At 68.3% G+C, this 15543-nt stretch carries 17 protein-coding genes and 1 tRNA gene; 11 read left to right on the top strand and 7 right to left on the bottom strand.

Annotation, left to right across the window (positions count from 1 at the left end; genetic code table 11):
• Positions 1 to 8: 8 nt before the first annotated feature.
• Positions 9 to 524 (top strand): DUF2946 family protein, encoded by a 516-nt coding sequence (locus tag ASC95_RS12360; protein ID WP_057297989.1) that lies wholly within the window; start codon positions 9 to 11, stop codon positions 522 to 524.
• Positions 525 to 581: 57 nt separating this feature from the next.
• Here the strand turns inward: ASC95_RS12360 and ASC95_RS12355 are convergent, their stop codons facing one another.
• Complete coding sequence (locus tag ASC95_RS12355; RefSeq protein ID WP_057298357.1) at positions 582 to 1121, bottom strand: cytochrome c5 family protein; 540 nt, start codon at positions 1119 to 1121, stop codon at positions 582 to 584.
• 140 nt (positions 1122 to 1261) lie between these two features.
• Between ASC95_RS12355 and ASC95_RS12350 the strand changes: the two genes are divergently transcribed.
• Together ASC95_RS12350 and ASC95_RS12345 are read left to right on the top strand one after the other, a co-directional pair.
• Positions 1262 to 1337 (top strand) — tRNA-Arg (locus ASC95_RS12350).
• A 386-nt stretch (positions 1338 to 1723) separates the two neighbouring features.
• On the top strand, positions 1724 to 2674 hold the full coding sequence (locus ASC95_RS12345) for a hypothetical protein (protein WP_057297988.1): 951 nt from the start codon (positions 1724 to 1726) through the stop codon (positions 2672 to 2674).
• A 145-nt stretch (positions 2675 to 2819) separates the two neighbouring features.
• On the opposite strand, the gene ASC95_RS30630 is transcribed toward ASC95_RS12345, so the two are convergent.
• Both ASC95_RS30630 and ASC95_RS12340 read right to left on the bottom strand, forming a co-directional pair.
• Positions 2820 to 2969, bottom strand: a complete 150-nt coding sequence (locus ASC95_RS30630; RefSeq protein ID WP_157256225.1) for a PEP-CTERM sorting domain-containing protein — start codon at positions 2967 to 2969, stop codon at positions 2820 to 2822.
• A gap of 165 nt (positions 2970 to 3134) precedes the next feature.
• The gene (locus ASC95_RS12340) at positions 3135 to 3686 is read right to left on the bottom strand and encodes a pyridoxamine 5'-phosphate oxidase family protein (protein ID WP_057297987.1); all 552 of its coding nucleotides are present in this window, start codon (positions 3684 to 3686) and stop codon (positions 3135 to 3137) included.
• A 231-nt stretch (positions 3687 to 3917) separates the two neighbouring features.
• On the opposite strand from ASC95_RS12340, the gene ASC95_RS12335 reads away from it, so the two are divergent.
• Complete coding sequence (locus ASC95_RS12335; protein WP_057297986.1) at positions 3918 to 4427, top strand: DUF4142 domain-containing protein; 510 nt, start codon at positions 3918 to 3920, stop codon at positions 4425 to 4427.
• Between the two features lie 30 nt (positions 4428 to 4457).
• Positions 4458 to 4694: a hypothetical protein gene (locus tag ASC95_RS30625; RefSeq protein WP_157256222.1), complete on the top strand. Its 237-nt coding sequence runs from the start codon at positions 4458 to 4460 to the stop codon at positions 4692 to 4694.
• Between the two features lie 3 nt (positions 4695 to 4697).
• On the opposite strand, the gene ASC95_RS12330 is transcribed toward ASC95_RS30625, so the two are convergent.
• Positions 4698 to 5588: a LysR family transcriptional regulator gene (locus tag ASC95_RS12330; protein ID WP_057297985.1), complete on the bottom strand. Its 891-nt coding sequence runs from the start codon at positions 5586 to 5588 to the stop codon at positions 4698 to 4700.
• 90 nt (positions 5589 to 5678) lie between these two features.
• Here ASC95_RS12330 and ASC95_RS12325 point away from each other — a divergent pair, with 90 nt between their 5' ends.
• Both ASC95_RS12325 and ASC95_RS12320 read left to right on the top strand, forming a co-directional pair.
• A complete protein-coding gene (locus tag ASC95_RS12325) occupies positions 5679 to 6716 on the top strand; it encodes an NAD-dependent epimerase/dehydratase family protein (RefSeq protein WP_057297984.1) in 1038 nt (345 codons plus the stop codon).
• Positions 6713 to 7465, top strand: a complete 753-nt coding sequence (locus ASC95_RS12320) for a proteasome-type protease (protein WP_057297983.1) — start codon at positions 6713 to 6715, stop codon at positions 7463 to 7465. Before ASC95_RS12325 ends, ASC95_RS12320 begins: the two co-directional genes overlap by 4 nt.
• A gap of 16 nt (positions 7466 to 7481) precedes the next feature.
• On the opposite strand, the gene nadC is transcribed toward ASC95_RS12320, so the two are convergent.
• On the bottom strand, positions 7482 to 8348 hold the full coding sequence (gene nadC, locus ASC95_RS12315; protein WP_057297982.1) for a carboxylating nicotinate-nucleotide diphosphorylase: 867 nt from the start codon (positions 8346 to 8348) through the stop codon (positions 7482 to 7484).
• 2 nt (positions 8349 to 8350) lie between these two features.
• The gene (locus ASC95_RS12310) at positions 8351 to 9049 is read right to left on the bottom strand and encodes a fumarylacetoacetate hydrolase family protein (protein ID WP_057297981.1); all 699 of its coding nucleotides are present in this window, start codon (positions 9047 to 9049) and stop codon (positions 8351 to 8353) included.
• A gap of 28 nt (positions 9050 to 9077) precedes the next feature.
• On the opposite strand from ASC95_RS12310, the gene ASC95_RS12305 reads away from it, so the two are divergent.
• Positions 9078 to 9965 carry a septal ring lytic transglycosylase RlpA family protein gene (locus ASC95_RS12305; RefSeq protein ID WP_057297980.1) on the top strand — a complete coding sequence of 296 codons (888 nt, stop codon included), beginning with the start codon at positions 9078 to 9080 and terminating at the stop codon, positions 9963 to 9965.
• Here ASC95_RS12305 and ASC95_RS12300 read toward each other — a convergent pair.
• Positions 9962 to 10702, bottom strand: coding sequence for an SDR family oxidoreductase (locus tag ASC95_RS12300; RefSeq protein ID WP_057297979.1), 741 nt, complete (start codon positions 10700 to 10702; stop codon positions 9962 to 9964). The two genes, ASC95_RS12305 and ASC95_RS12300, sit on opposite strands and share 4 nt — an antisense overlap.
• Before the next feature lie 53 nt (positions 10703 to 10755).
• Here ASC95_RS12300 and ASC95_RS12295 point away from each other — a divergent pair, with 53 nt between their 5' ends.
• The 3 genes from ASC95_RS12295 (at position 10756) to ASC95_RS12285 (ending at position 15535) form a co-directional block, all read left to right on the top strand.
• Positions 10756 to 11949 (top strand): GGDEF domain-containing protein, encoded by a 1194-nt coding sequence (locus ASC95_RS12295; protein ID WP_057297978.1) that lies wholly within the window; start codon positions 10756 to 10758, stop codon positions 11947 to 11949.
• The gene (locus tag ASC95_RS12290) at positions 11946 to 13106 is read left to right on the top strand and encodes a diguanylate cyclase (protein WP_057297977.1); all 1161 of its coding nucleotides are present in this window, start codon (positions 11946 to 11948) and stop codon (positions 13104 to 13106) included. Before ASC95_RS12295 ends, ASC95_RS12290 begins: the two co-directional genes overlap by 4 nt.
• 116 nt (positions 13107 to 13222) lie before the next feature.
• On the top strand, positions 13223 to 15535 hold the full coding sequence (locus tag ASC95_RS12285; protein WP_057297976.1) for a TonB-dependent siderophore receptor: 2313 nt from the start codon (positions 13223 to 13225) through the stop codon (positions 15533 to 15535).
• Positions 15536 to 15543: the final 8 nt, after the last annotated feature.

Here is a 15543-nt window from a genome sequence, read left to right as displayed (position 1 = left end):
GGTCTTGCATGGACCCCATCGTCGAAGCGGCCCTCAAGAAGTGGCCCAACGTCCCGCACTGCTACGGCTGGCTGGCGTTGGACGCCCGCGGTGATTGGTATATGCGCGACGAACGCATCCAGCACGCCGGCCCTTTCCCCGAGGTCAAAGGCAGCCGCATCAACCACGACAAGCTGCGCGCCTTCATCGAGCGCAACTACGCGGCCGACGCGGCTGGCAGCTGGTTCTTCCAGAACGGGCCGCAGCGCGTCTATGTGGAACTGGAAGCCACGCCCTGGATCTGGCGCCTGCAGCCCGACGGCCGCGTGTTGAGCCACACGGGCATCGAGGCCGCCGTGGCATCCAGCTGGCTGGACGAAGAAGGGCGCCTCTACCTGCTCACCGATCTCGGCCTGGGCCTGGTGCACACGGCCGACATGGGCCCGGCAGCGGACGCGGTGGAGCAAGGGCGCTGGCAACCGAAGGAGTTCCTGTCGAGCGAGCTGCCGCAGCGTTTCGGCTTCGTGCGTCGACCAACTCCCTGAGGCCGGAAACGATAAGGGCTGCCGAAGCAGCCCTTTGCAGGAATCAACCGAAGGCCGTTACTGAGCGGCCGAGGCAGCCGGCGCGGCCATCTTGGGCTCGTCGAACTTGGCGCCACCCTGGTTGGCCATGTAGACGACGGCGCGGGAGACTTCGAAGTCGCTGAAATCGCCGCCGCCTTGCGGGCCCATATTGCCCTTGCCCTTGAGCGCCGAATGCACCAGCGCGTCGAAGCCGCTCTTGATGCGCGGGCCCCAGGCGGAGGCGTCGCCCAGCTTGGGAGCCCCCGCGGCGCCGGTGGCGTGACAGGCCGAGCACTGGGCCTGGAAGACCTGCTCGCCCGTCTTCATGGTGGCGGCGTCGTTGACGTCCTTCACCTCGACATGACCGACCGGTGCTATGCGCGCAGCGACTGCCTGGGCCTCGAAAGCCGCCGTGCCGGCCGCCGGCTTTGTGTCGGTGCTGACGTAATTGGCCAGCAGGATGATGACGATGACCGGCACCACGAAGGCGAACAGCACGGCCCAGGCGAGCTGCTTGGGGGTCTTGATCGGCCCGGTATGGGCGTCGTCGTGGTCGTGATCGTGGCTGGCGCTCATGAATTCCTCTTGTCGATCTTCGTCGGTCGGGTCTCGCTTCATGCCGGGCTGGGTGCGCGACACGAAAAACCGCCGAATTATAGGCAGGCCCCGGCACCGCCCCAAGGCCCCGGCACCCCGCTGCTAGAATGCACGGCTTCGCGCCCGTAGCTCAATGGATAGAGTACTGCCCTCCGAAGGCAGGGGTTGTTGGTTCGATCCCAACCGGGCGCACCAAGCGATTTCAAGCACTTAGCAGCAATGCCAAGTGCTTTTTTGTTGGCCGGTACTTCAAGCACCTTAAAGGGCTCTGGTATGAGGCCTTCGGTCGCTCGCGGAGTTGCAACACCGTCTTGAAGAAGCTGCGCGCCGAATTCGTCGCGCCAAGAGAGACGTTTCGGACTCCCGAACAGCGGTGAACGACCCATTTCACCTCCCTTTGCTGTTGGAATCGAAACGGGATCAAAGGCCTTAAGACTTTGGCGAAAGAGTCCGATTCCTGTCGGCCGGCTGTTTCAGGCATCTGAGATGCTGCCGCCCCGTGTGCGGCTACCCGCAGTCGCCGCGCTATGCCAATGGAACCTCGAAAGGGATAGGAATTGACCCCAGATATTGCGCAGTCGATGGAAGACTTTGTCTCCTGGAAGATCTGCATTTTTTTCCTGGTTGCAGGATTCGCCATTGCCCTCTATTTCCTCTTGAATATGAAGGGCAACTCCAGGCGCAGGGCTTCGGCGTTGATCGACTTCTTGTGGACAGCGACCTCCGCAGCAGGCATCGCGGCGGCCCTCCTGGTCTTCGGGGATTTCGTCTGGAAAGCACATGAGACCAAGTACCACGCGACGCTGCTCACTGGCTACGACCGGTTGTCCCAACTGGACAGCGCTCAGTTGATCGCGTTGAACTGTTCCGGTGCGAAGCCCGTGGCCGACGCGCAATTGGATCTGCGGGCTGGCATCAAGGCAACGGACACGCCCTGCCTGGCCGCGAGTCGGATCGCGTATTGGCGCCAGAAGCTCGACGAGCACACCGGGGACATCCTCAAGGTCTGCGCCAAGGGCGACACCCGCTACACGACCAGAAACTTCGCGGGTGTCTCGTCGCCGGGGATGGTCGGCAGTTGCTCTCCGACCGGCGCGGTCACACCTTGCCTTCAGGCGCGCTGCAGGCAAGAGCAAGACGTGGTCAGCATCTCGCTGGACCTCCATGTGATGGGCGACAAGGTTCGTGGCGACGCCGCGGTGGCTGGCTACCGAAAGGCGGTTGCCGACGCAAGCAAGGTGTCCTTGCGCAACGTCTACATCGAGACGCACCCGTTTGATCCGGCTCCGTTCTTTGCATTCGTGCCGGGCTGGGCCGGGCTCTTCGGCATTCGGCTGGCACGCGCCGCCGCAGAGTTCCTTGATCCGGGGCCAGCAGGCGATGGCGTGCGCAACTCATCGAAAACGAGCGCGCTCGAGATTCGCGCGAGCTTCAAAGCCCTGTGGGCCGAACAAAAACGCATCGTCCGTGAGTGGATCGACTCCAAGAGAAAAAAGCCCGTCGACAGTGGTCAGGAGCCCCCAGCCGCCTGACCCGTTGATCGCCTGCCAGTGCCGCTTCAAGTCGTTTGGCGACGTCCTTGAGCGGGGAGTTGGATCTGCTTAAACCGTCGCTGACGACCTGATGGGCGACGACATCGGCCCGCTCACAATGACCGGCTCTCCCGACTTAGCAGCGTTAGGACTGGCGGCGCTCGACTCCAGCGCTCAGCAGTGCCAGACCCGCCAGCAGCAGCGCGGCGCTTTGCGGTTCGGGCACTGCAGTCGTGAATACCGTATAGGCAGACGCCTGTTCATACAGATAGCCTGCGTAAGTGCCGTTGCCCATGTTGTCTAGCGAGATCTGAAGCGTCGTCCCGGGATTGAGGAACGCAAAGCCGCCACCCGAGGCACTGCTTTAGATGAAGTCGTTCGCGAAGTACGTGTTGTGCAAGTCGCTGCCGGCCAGGGCGGCCGATGCTCTTTTTGCTGGACGCCGCGCCGGGGGCCAGCCTCAAAGCTTCAAATGCCCATGCACGCCCTCGTCAACGCGCTGTGCCGTGATGGCGCCGAACAGCATCTTGAGGCCGGCAATCGCGCTGCCGTGGCGGTTGTCCCAGTATTCGCCGCTGATCGGGTCCACGCGCAGCACGCAGATGCGGGGATCGTCCTCGCCTTGCGTGAACCAGGCCCGCAGCTTGGGGCTCCAGAGCCGGTGGATGGTGGCCTTGTCGGTGACCTGCTCGACGCTGCCGTCGAGCTTGAGGTGGCCGCCGTTGTCGCCCTCCTTGAAGAACAGCGTGACGCGCGGATCGCGGTCGAGTTCGATGTTCTTCAGGCTGTCGATCTCGCTGAAGAACCAAAGGGCACCGCTGTCGTCGACCTCGATGACGCTCATCGGCCGCGCATGCAGCTGCCGCGAGCCCATGCCGAGGGTGCAGAAGAAGCAGCTGCTGCCGGCCTTGACGAGGTCGGTGATCTTCTTCGCGGCGGCCGGGCCGCTGAGGTCTTCTTCGGTGTTCACGTCGTTGTCCGACGGATAGCTGCGGCTGTGGTCGTCTTGCATGTCGACTCCTTGGCGTTGACTGATCCTGCAGCCTACACAGCGGGAGGCCAGCGGGATGTCGGCCGGCGCCACGCGTGGCTGTCGGAAGCTGCCGGCCGCCGGTTCTCCTACAGCGGCTTCGTCCTCGGCTGACGCCGTCGGCATGCACCGCCGCCTAGATTGGGCGTTAGTCCGGTGGTGCCGTTGGCATGCCGGCTTCAGTCATCCGCCCCAACCCGTCAAGGAGCCCCTATGCGCACCGCCCAGAAATTCATGAGCGTCACACTGCTGCTTGCCAGCGCCGCCTTTGCCAGCCAGGCCTACGCCCGTTCGGACAAATCCTTCATGAAGGAGGCCGCTCACGCCGGCGCGGCCGAGATCGAGGCCAGCAAGCTCGCACAGACCAAGGCCAAGAAAGCCGATGTGAAGTCCTTCGCCGATTCGATGATCGCCGACCACACCAAGGTGGCCGATGAGCTCAAGGCCTTGGCTGCCAGCAAGAACGTCACGCTGCCCGACGGCCCTTCCGTCAAGCAGAAGGCCGAGATCAAGCTCATCGACGCTGGCGACAACGACAAGTTCGACGAACGCTACGCCAAGACCTTCGGCGTGAAGGCCCATCAGGACACGATCAAACTCTTCCAGGACGCTGCCCAGAACGCCAAGGACCCCGAGATCAAGGCCTGGGCCGAAAGGACCCTGCCCGGCCTGAGGCACCACCTGGAGATGGCCCAGGCACTCAGCGTCGCGCCCAAGAAGTAACGCATCCATTTGCGCTGCCGAGAGGTTCCCATGTCACTCCCTGCCTTGACGTTCTGTCGCTGCGCACTGACGCTCGCGGCCGTGGTCGCCGTGGCGCCGCTGGCGGCCTGCCGTTCCGAGCAGCAGCCGCTGCCGTCGGCCGACGCCGCTACCGCGCAGGCTGCGCCGCCGCCACTGCCGCCACCGTCTTCGCCCGCCTCATCGCCGCCCTCCTTCCCGCCGGCCTCGGGACCGGCGTCCGCGCCGGCATCGAATCCCGTGCGCTGAGCCTCAGATGGCGATGTGGCGCGTGAGCCCGTCCACCAGCGCCTCGAAGACGACCCGGCAGGGCGTGTTCTGGCGCAGGTCTTCGTGCATCGCGACCCAGGTCTCCAGCGGCCAGGCGAACTGGTCGGCCAGCACACGCTCCAGCACCGGTGCCCGCCGCGCCAGTGCGACCTGACACGTGCCGATGCCGGCGCCAGCGCGAACGAGTGCGAGCTGGGCGAGATCGGAATCGCTGCGCAGCGCAAAGCTGTCGCGGCTGATGCCGCCCAGGCGCTTGGACCCGGCGCGGATGAAGGGCGTCACGGTGTCGAAGCCGATCAGCGCGTGGCCCTGCAGCTCGGCCAACGTCGCCGGCCGGCCGTGGCGGTCGAGATAGTCGGGCCGCGCATGCAGTCCCAGCTCAATGCTGCCGATGCGGCGCGCGATCAGCTGCCCCTGCTCGGGCGGCGTCATGCGCACGGCGATGTCGGCTTCGCGGCGCAGCAGGTCCTGCAGCTGGTTGCTAAGGGCCAGCTCCAGGACCAGGCCGGGGTGGGCCTCGCGTAGCGTGGCGAAGACGCCTGCCAGCACCTCGACGCCGATGACCTCGCTGGCCGTCACCCGCACCGTACCCCGCACTTCGTCACCACGCGCTGTCGCCGCCCGCTGCAGCGCGGCTGCCGCGGCTTCCATCTGCTCGGCGTGGCCGCGCAGGGCCAGCGCCGCCTCCGTGGCCAGCAGGCCGGTGGGCGAGCGGGTGAAGAGGGGCTGGCCGAGCGCCTGCTCCAGCGCGGCGACATGGCGCCCGACGGTGGGCTGCGTCAGCCCCAGCGCCCGCGCCGCGCCCGACAGCGAACCCTCGCGCAGCACGCCGAGAAAGGTGTGCAGCAGGTCCCAGGGCAAGGTCGAAGCCATGCATGAATGTATAGCTGCGCCACCATCTTCAGCAATTCCCAATCAGCTCGTCACTTCCCAGAATCCGTTCCATCAACTCTGGAGAACGACATGGAAACAAGCAGCAAGACGGTCCTGGTGCTCGGCGCGAGCGGCGGCATTGGTGGTGAGGTGGCGCGCCAGTTGCGCGACGCGGGCTGGGTGGTCAAGGGGCTGAAGCGTGGCCTCCCCGCGGCGCATGAGCACGCCGACGGCATCCAATGGCTGCGCGGCGATGCGCTGAACGCGGCCGACGTGCTCGGCGCCGCACAGGGCTGCGATGTCATCGTGCATGCCGTCAACCCGCCGGGCTATCGGGACTGGGACCGCCTCGTGCTGCCGATGCTGGAGCACAGCATCGCCGCCGCCCGCGCCCAGGGCGCGACGCTGCTGCTGCCGGGCACGGTCTACAACTATGGCCCCGATGCCTTCCCGCTGCTGCGCGAGGACGCGCCGCAGCGCCCCGTGACGCGCAAGGGCGCCATCCGCGCCGAGATGGAGGCGCGGTTGCGGGCGGCCAGCGAGGCCGGGCTGCGCGTCATCGTGCTTCGCGCCGGCGACTTTTTCGGGCCGCGGGTTGGCAACAACTGGTTTTCGCAAAGCCTGGTAAAGCCCGACAAACCGGTGACGTCCATCAGCAACCCGGCCGCCGCCGGCGCTGGCCATCAATGGGCCTACCTGCCCGATGTCGCCCGCACGATGGTGGAGCTGCTGGACCGGCGCGCGACCCTGCCCGCATTTGCCAACTTCCACATGGCCGGCCACTGGGACGCCACCGGCCGCGAGCTGGCCGAAGCCATCCAGCGCGTCGTTGCCGCCCAAGGCGGCAAGCCGCCGCGCATCTCTGCCTTCCCCTGGTGGCTGCTGAACCTTGCCTCGCCCTTCGTCGCGACCTTCAAGGAAATGCGTGAGATGCGCTATCTGTGGCGCCAACCGGTGCGCATGGACAACAGCCGCCTCGTCGCCGCCCTGGGCCGCGAGCCGCACACGCCGCTGGATGAAGCCGTCGAGACCTCGCTGCGCGGTCTGGGCTGCCTGCCCGCTGCACCGGCAAGGGCACAGGCCGGCCGTAACATGCCCTCCAGCTCATTCGCCAGGACCACCCCATGACCTATTGCGTCGCCATGCGCCTGCGTGCGGGCCTGCTGTTCGCCTCCGACACCCGCACCAATGCGGGCGTCGACCACATCGCGAGCTTTCGCAAGATGTACCAGTTCCAGATCCCGCACCAGCGCGAGATCGTGATCCTGACCGCGGGCAACCTGGCGACGACCCAATCGGTCATCTCGGTGCTGAACCAGCGCCTGCATGGCGACGCTGAACACCTGCTCAACGTGCCCACCCTCTACGACGCCGCGGTGCTCTTGGGCCGCACGCTCAAGGAGATCGTCAACCGCGACAGCGACAACCAGCACGGCGGCGTGGACTTCGGCGCCAACATGTTGCTTGGCGGCCAGATCAAAGGCGAGGGGCCGCGCCTCTTCCATGTCTACCCGCAGGGCAACTTTATCGAGGCGACCGAGGACACCCCTTACTTCCAGATCGGCGAGAGCAAATACGGCAAGCCCATCATCGACCGCGTCGTCCGCTATGACACGACGGCGCTGGACGAAGCCGCCAAGTGCACTCTGGTCAGCTTTGACTCGACCATCCAGTCCAATCTGTCCGTTGGCCTGCCTATTGACATGCTGATGCTGCGCGCCAACCAGTTCGACATGGCCATGAAACCGCCGCACCGCATCGAGCGTGACGACCCCTATTTCCAGGCCCTGCGCAAGGGCTGGAGCGCCGGGCTGCGCAAGGTCTTCGACGATCTGCCCAACGAACCCTGGTTCGAGGTCAATCCGCCCGCCGCCTGACCGTAGGCGCTGCGCCTCAGGCCGGGCCCAGCACCCGCATCGAGTAGTCCACGGCCCTGACGTCCTTGGTCAGGCGACCGATGGAGATGCGGTCCACCCCGGTCGCGGCGATCCAGCGCAGCTGATCCAGCGCGACGCCGCCCGATACCTCCAGCAGCGCCCGGCTGGCATTCACCGCCACGGCCTCGCGCATCTGCGCCTCGCTGAAGTTGTCCAGCAGCACGCTGACGGCGCCGGCATCCAGCGCCTCGCGCAGCTGCGCGATCGTCTCGACTTCGATCTGGATGTCCACACCTGCATTCAGCGCCTGCGCCGCACGCAGGGCAGCGCCCACGCCACCCGCCGCGGCGATGTGGTTTTCCTTGATGAGGATGCCGGCATAGAGCGCCAGCCTCTGGTTCTGCCCGCCGCCGACGCGCACCGCGTACTTCTGCGCCAGGCGCAGGCCGGGGATGGTCTTGCGCGTGTCCAGGATGGCGCAGCCGCGAGGGTTGGTGCTGGCGCCGGCCACGGCGTCAACATACTCGCGCGTGATCGTCGCCGTGCCCGACAGCAGCTGCAGGAAGTTCAGCGCCGGCCGCTCGGCGCTCAACAGCGCACGGCCATCGGCCTCGACGCGGCAGGCGATGCTGTCCGCCACCATCCCGGCGCCTTCCTCGTACAGCCACTCGATGCGCGCCGTTGCATCCAGTGCAGCGAACACGCCGTCGAACCAGTCGCGGCCGCACAGCACCGCGGCCTCGCGCACACGCACCTGGGCGGCCACGCGCCGACCCGCGGGAACGAGCAGCGCCGTCCAGTCGCATTTGCCGATGTCCTCGGCCAAGGCCTCGTGGATATTGCGCGAGCGCGCCTGCGCCAAAGTCTCTTCGGTGGAAAACATCGTCACTCCGCCGGGCCGATGGTCAGCGTGATCTCGCCCAGGCCTTCGATGCGCCCGACGATGACGTCCCCCGCCACCACGGCACCGACGCCGGCGGGCGTGCCGGTGTAGATCAGGTCGCCCGGATGCAGGTGGTAGAGGTGGCTCAGGTTGGAAACGATCTCCGCCTGGTTCCAGATCATCTCGGCCAGGTCGCCGCGCTGCTTCTCGACACCGTTCACGGCCAGCGTGATGGCGCCCTTGGCCAGCAGGCCCAGCTCGCTCTTGCGCACGATGTCGCCGAGGATGGCGGACTGGTCAAAGCCCTTGGCAGTGTCCCAGGGCCTGCCCGCCGCCTTGGCCACCGCCTGCAGGTCGCGGCGCGTCATGTCCAGGCCGGCGGCATAGCCCCAGATGGCGGCAACCGCCGCATCGGGCGTCACCTTGAAGACCGGCGCGCCGATGGCCAGCACCAGCTCCATCTCGTAGTGGTAGTTTTGGGTCTCGCTCGGGTAGGGCACCATCGAGCCCGAAGGCGTCAGTGCCGTGGCCGGCTTGGTGAAGTAGAACGGCGGCTCGCGCGTCGGGTCGGCGCCCATCTCGCGGGCATGATCGGCATAGTTGCGGCCGACGCAGAAGATGCGGCTGACCGCGTAACGGGCGTCCGTGCCGCGCACGGCGGCGCTGGGGATCTCGGCTGGAGGAAAGACGAAATTGCTCATGGCATGGCTTCGACATTGCAGGAACAGCGTGCAGCATACTGGCCTGACCATCGCACTGCTGCTGCTTGCACTGATGACCGGCTGCGCGACCCGCTCGGCCGTGGCGCCGGTGGGCATCGAGCGGGACGGTCCCCTGCCCAACCCGCCGGCCGACCTCGCCAAGGTGCCCGACGCCGCGCCGCGTATCGAGCCCGTGCGCAGCGGCGGGCCCAACAAGCCTTATGAAGTGCAGGGCGAGCGCTACGAGCCCATCACCGGAGACGCGCCTTACGCCGACCGCGGCCTGGCCTCCTGGTACGGCCGCAAGTTCCACGGCCGGCCCACCGCCAGCGGCGAGGTCTACAACATGTATGCCATGACGGCCGCGCATGCGACCTTGCCCATCCCGAGCTATGCCCGCGTGCGCAACCCGGCCAACGGCCGCGAGGTCATCGTGCGCATCAACGACCGCGGCCCCTTCCACAAGGGCCGCATCGTCGACCTCAGCTACACGGCCGCCCTCAAGCTCGACCTGCTGCGCGGCGTGGCGCCGGTGGAGGTGCGGCGCATCACCTATGCCGAGATCCGCGCCGGCACCTTCCAGAAGCCGGCGGGCGAACCGGCGCCCGTTTTCGTGCCCGACGCTCCGCCAGGCGCGCCGCAGCGCGAGACGACCGGCAACATGGCGGGCACGGTTGCCGGCCCCGGCGCCTGGTTGCAGTTCGGCGCCTTTGCCAAGCTGGACGGCGCGGAAGCCCTGCGCCAGCGCATTGCCGAGGCTGACCTGACTTTGCTGCCGCTGCTGACCGTCGTCCGCGAGGGCGGCGTGCACCGGCTGCGCGCCGGGCCCTTCCCGAGCGCCGACGAGGCGCGTGCCGCCGCCGTTCGGCTGCGCGACGAGAGTGGCGTTGAATCGACGCTGGTCGAGAAGCGCTAGCGGCCTCCAGCCACATCCAGCAAGGTGCCGACCGTGTAGCTGGCCGCATCGCTCAGCAGCCAGACGATGGCCTCGGCGATCTCCTCGGGCCGGCCCAGGCGCTGGATCGGAATGGTCGACACAGCGCTACTCGCGTCCATGCCGCTGGCCGCATGGATGTCGGTCTCGATGATGCCGGGCCGCACGCCATTGACGCGGATGCCCTCGCTGATCAGTTCGCGCCCCAGGCCTTTGGTCAGGGTGTCGATGGCGCCCTTGGTGGCGGCGTAGTCCACATAGATGCCCGCCGAGCCGAACTCGGCCGCGCGCGAGCTGAGGTTGACGATCGCCCCGCCTGCGCCGCCCTGCCGGGTGCTCATGCGCCGCGCGGCCTGCTGGCAGCACAGCAGCGTGCCGATCACGTTGACGTCGAAGAGGCGCCGCCACCGCTCGGTCGTCATCGCCTCCAGCCGCGCCGCCGGCGCCACGATGCCGGCGTTGTTGACCAGGCCTGCCAGCCGGCCACCGGCCGCGTCCAATTGCTCGAACATGGCCGCCACCTGGACTTCGTCGGCCACGTCGGCCTGCAGGGTCAGCGCGCGCCGGCCGAGTCCGTGCAATCTGGCCGCGAGCTTGTCCGCAGCGAGGCTATCCTGGGCGTAGTTGATGGCCACGTCCCAGCCAGCCTCGGCGCAACGCAGCGCCGTCGCGGCACCAATGCCACGCGAGCCTCCGGTGATCAATATCCAAGCCGACATGGCCGGCATTTTGGCGTTGTCGGAGAAGATGCACGTCCATCACCCCGAGCTGCATGGAATTCCTCGACGTCCCGACGGTCCTCAAGGTCAGCGCCCTCTTCAATCTGATGGCGGCCCTGGCTTGGCTGACGCTCGCGCAGACCTTTCGCATCGCACCGCGCGCCGGCCGGCTGATGGCCGCAGCTCATCTGGTACGCATCGCCTCCCAGGGCTGCGGCGACTGCATGGCCGGCTGGCCCGGCCTGCTGCGCCAGGCCATTCCCGAATTCGGCCTGCTGGCCTGTGCCGTGCTGCTGCTGATGGCGCTGCGCCGCATGCTGCGCAGCCGCCAGCGCCCGCGTGACATCAGCTGGATAGGCGGCCTCGGCGCCATGGGTATCGCACTGGGCCTGGCCAGCGGCTCGGGCCTGGCGCCGCAGGTGGCCAGCACTTTCAGCGTGGCGCTGCTGGCCCTGATGTCCATGCGCGAGGTCGTTCGTGGCATCGGCGGCCAACTGTCGCGCGTCGTCACTGCCTGCACCACCCTGCCCTTCGCCGCAATGGCGGCCGTGACGCTGACGCACGCCGCGGAGCTGCTGCTCGTGCCGGGCTGGGACGACCACATCCTCAATGGCGAACTGCCGTCGCCGGCGCGCGCGGCGCTGTGGTTCGTCGTCACCGCCGCCATCACCATCAGCCTGATCGCGCTGATGATCTGGCGCCTCATCAGGCGCATCCAGCACCTGACCTACCGCGACCCGCTGACCGGCGCCCTCAATCGCCGCGCCTTCGAGCAGGCGCTCGGCGAAGCCCAGGCCCAGTTGCAGCGCGGCCGCGGTTTCGCGCTGGCCATGATCGACATCGACCACTTCAAGCGCGTCAACGACCAGCATGGCCATCAAGCTGGCGACGCGGCCCTGCAGCATTGCGTGCGCGTCTGGCAATCCTGCCTGCGCGAGGTGGACTGCCTCGGGCGCCTGGGCGGCGAGGAGTTCTGCGCGCTGTTGCCGTTGACCGGCCCGGCCGATCTCGCCACCGCCGCCAGCGTGGCCGAGCGCCTGCGCCACAGCCTGGCCGCCCAGCCGCTGCGCTGGAAAGACGTAGAGCTGCCGCTGTCGGCCAGTTTCGGCGTGGCCCTGCCGGTGGCCGACGACCCGCGGGGTGAAGTCGGCATGGCGCGCGCCGACGGCGAGCTCTACCGCGCCAAGGCCGAGGGCCGCAACCGCGTCTGCGTGGCAACGCACCTCGGCGGGATCGCCACGGCATGATCACGCCAGCCCAGACCCTGACGCTGCTGGCCAGCATCATCTTCGTTGCTGCAGCGGCAACCCTGGTCTGGATGGCGCTGGCCCTGGTCGCGCGCATCGCGCCGCGGGCCTCGCTGGCGATGGCCGGAGCGAACGCTGCCGCTGCCGGTTCGTTGACGCTGCATGTACTGCGCGGCGTGCTGCCTGACACCCTCACCTACTGGCCCGGCGACGTGCTCGCCATCACCTCCTTCGCGCTGCTCGGCGCGGCGGTGCCAGGCATCACGACGCGGGCGCTGAACTGGAAGCCCGGTGCCGTCGTCGTGGCCGCCACGGCCCTGCTGCTGCTGGCGCTGCCTTATGAAGGCGACCTGCGCTGGCAGGCCCGCATCGTCAACGGTGCCGGCGCCGCGCTGACGCTGGCAGCCGGCATCATCGCCTGGCGCAACCTGGCGCGCTCGGCCGGCGGCCGGCGCACGCCCGCGCCGCTGGCCCTGCCCCTGTTCCTCATCGCGGCGCTGATGGCGGCGCGCGGCCTGGAGACCTTCGTCAACCCCGGCCGCACGCCCGACCTGCGCGTGCCCTCCGAGTTCAACATCGCCTTCCTGTGGACGGCGCTGGTGCTGGCCTTGCTGCAGAACGCGACGCTGGCCTTCCTGGTGCTGATGCGCTTGATCACGCGCATCGAGCGCCTGCTGGAGCGCGACCCGCTGACCGACACGCTGAACCGCCGCGCCTTCGACCAGGCGCTGGAGCGTGCCCACGCCTGGCTGGCGCGCGGCCGCGGCTATGCGCTGGTAATGATCGACATGGACCGCTTCAAGCAGCTCAACGACGCCCTGGGCCATGCCGCCGGCGACGCGGCCCTGCGCCTGATGGTCAAGGAGCTGCAGCCCTGCGTGCGCGAGGTGGACCGATTTGGCCGCCTGGGTGGCGAGGAATTCTGCGTGCTGCTGCCCGACACCGACATCGCCGGCGCGGCGCTGGTGGCGGAGCGCATGCGCTGGCTGGTCAACACGGCGCCCCTGCGCTGGCTGGAACAGGACTGGCCGCTCAGTGCCAGCTTCGGCATCGCCGAGGCCGAGCGCGGCGATGCCAGCGGCAGCGCGGTGCTGGCGCGCGCCGATGCGGCGCTGTACCGGGCCAAGGGCCAGGGCCGCAACGTCGTGCAGGCCTGAACGGCAGGCCGCCCCTGGCGGCGGCGCACAGGCATAAACTCGCCGCAAACAAGCCCAATGGAATCGAGTGATCGATGACTGCAGCCGGGGGCGGGAGACAAGGAACCGACAGGCGCTTGCGGGCCGCGGGCGCGGCGCAGCTGTTGCTGCTGGCCGCCGGACTGGCGGCTGCAGCCGGGGCGGCGGCGAGTTCCTCCAGCGTGGCCGACCTCGACATCGGCGAGCTCGTGCAGGTGCGGCTGTCGCCTTTCGACGTCGCCGCCAACCTCGATCGCGGCTATCGCGCCGCCCATGCCGTGTCCGCCTCGCGCTTCGATGCGCCGATCCACGAGCTGCCGTTCGCCATCCAGGCCTTCAACGAGCCCTTCATCCGCGACCAGAAGCCGCAGGGCCTGTTCGACGTGGCCCGCTACTCGCCGGGCGTGACCTACCGGAGCAACGACTTCAATGAGGGCAATGCCAACCTGGCGATCCGCGGCTTTGCGGTGAGCCAGGTGCCGGGCGCCTACCAGGTGCTGCGCGACGGCTTCGTCGGCCCGTCGATCTTCGACCTCACCAGCGCTTCGCGCATCGAGATCGTCAAGGGGCCATCTTCTTTCCTGTACGGCCAGGTGGCGCCCGGTGGCATCGTCAACGTGATCACGAAGAGCCCGCGGCCCCAGCCCTTCGCCGAGGTCGAGGTGGGCGCCGGCAGCTACGGCCGCTACCGGCTCGACGCCGACATGGGCACGCCGCTGCGGCCCGACCTGCTGCTGCGCGTCGCGGCCTCGTTCGACCAGGACATCCACTACTGGCGGCCCTACGACGCACATGCCACCACCCTGGCTCCCTCGCTGCGCTGGATGCCGGACCGCCGCGTCAGCGTCACCCTCAAGGCCGAGCAGTACAGCAAGCGCGAAGCCCCGCAGCTGATGCAAAAGCCCGGCTATGGTAGGCAGGCCGGCCTCGTGCCGACCGCGGCCGACCCGAACCGCGCCGGTGTCGACGTGCCGGGGCTGCCAGACGACTGGAACAGCATGTCCGACGTCGACTACCGCCGCAGCGACAGCACGGGCGCCAGCGGCTGGGTCGATGTCGAGGCCGGCGACCACTGGCATCTGCGCGCCGGCTACTCACGCCTGCGCTTCGCCATCGATGCGCTGTTCTCCGGCAACCTCGGCATGTCCGACAACCAGACGTTTCTGCAGGGCCGCCGCCTGCGTCGCCAGACCTACACCAACCAGGCCGAGACGCTGACCGCCGACGGCGTCGGCGTGTACCGCTTCGACCGTGCCAGCCTGCGGTTGCTGCTCGGCGCGCAGTCGCTCAGGCGGCGCTTCGACAACACGGCGGCGCAGGCGCCCAACGACCCAGCCCTCGGCAGCCGCCCCATCGCCTCGCCCCTGCCGCTGTGGGACCTGCGCGACCCGACGAGCTGGAACCGCCAGGTGGACATCCCGCTGTCGGCGTTGACCGAGAATCGCACCGATCGCAGCCTGCACCAGACGGACCGCTCGGCCTATGCCGGCGCCACGCTCGGGCTGCTGGACGACGACCTGCTGCTGCTGGCCGGCCTGCGCTACACCGCCGCGCGTGCCCGGGTCGACGACCGGATCACCGCTGCATCCCAACCCTTCTCCACGCATGAGCTGACGCCGCAATACGGCGCCCTGCTGCGCCTGGCGCCCGAGTGGTCGCTGTTCGCCTCGTTCGCACGCTCCTTCGTGCCCGTCGCGCAGGTGCTGAACCGGCCCGACGGCACGCGCACACCCGCCCTGCCCACGCGCGGCAGCGGCTGGGACCTGGGCGTCAAGGCGGAGCTGCTGAACGGCCGCGCCACGGCCACGCTGACCGCCTTCGACCTGCGCAACCGCAACGCCGTCAACGACCTTGCGCAGACCGACAGCTCGGGCAACGTCATCATCTACAACGTCCAGAGCGGCCAGCAGCGCTCGCGCGGCATCGAGTTCGATGCCACGCTGCTGCCGGCCGCGGGCTGGCAGATCTACCTGGCCTACAGCCGCACCGCCGCCCGCATCCTGGAGTACAGCGGCAACGACGCGGCCCTGCTGTCGCGCGACCCGGCGACGCTGAATGCCGCCGAGCGCATCAACTACAAGAGCGCCCAACTGCTGCACGGCGCGCGGCTGCAGATGAGCGCGCCGCATCTGTTCAACCTCTGGGCACGGCATGATTTCTCTGGCGGCCTCTACCTGGGCGGCGGGGCGCACGTCGTGCGGGATCAGACGCTGTTGCCCGAGGGCCCGGCGGCGGCGCGGCAGAGCTATGCGCTGATCGACGCCCTGGCGGGCTACGCTTGGCTGGACGGCGGGCGCCGCGTGTCGATCGAGCTGTCCGGCAAGAACCTGCTCGACCAGCACTACCACCCTTCGCAGAGCACGCGTTCGCGGCCCCGGGAGTGGCTGCTGGCTTTGAAAGCGGCCTGGTGAGGGCCGCC

The organism is Pelomonas sp. Root1217, from assembly GCF_001425705.1.
GTDB lineage: Bacteria > Pseudomonadota > Gammaproteobacteria > Burkholderiales > Burkholderiaceae_C > Pelomonas.
This window is presented reverse-complemented; position numbering and strand designations above follow the sequence as displayed.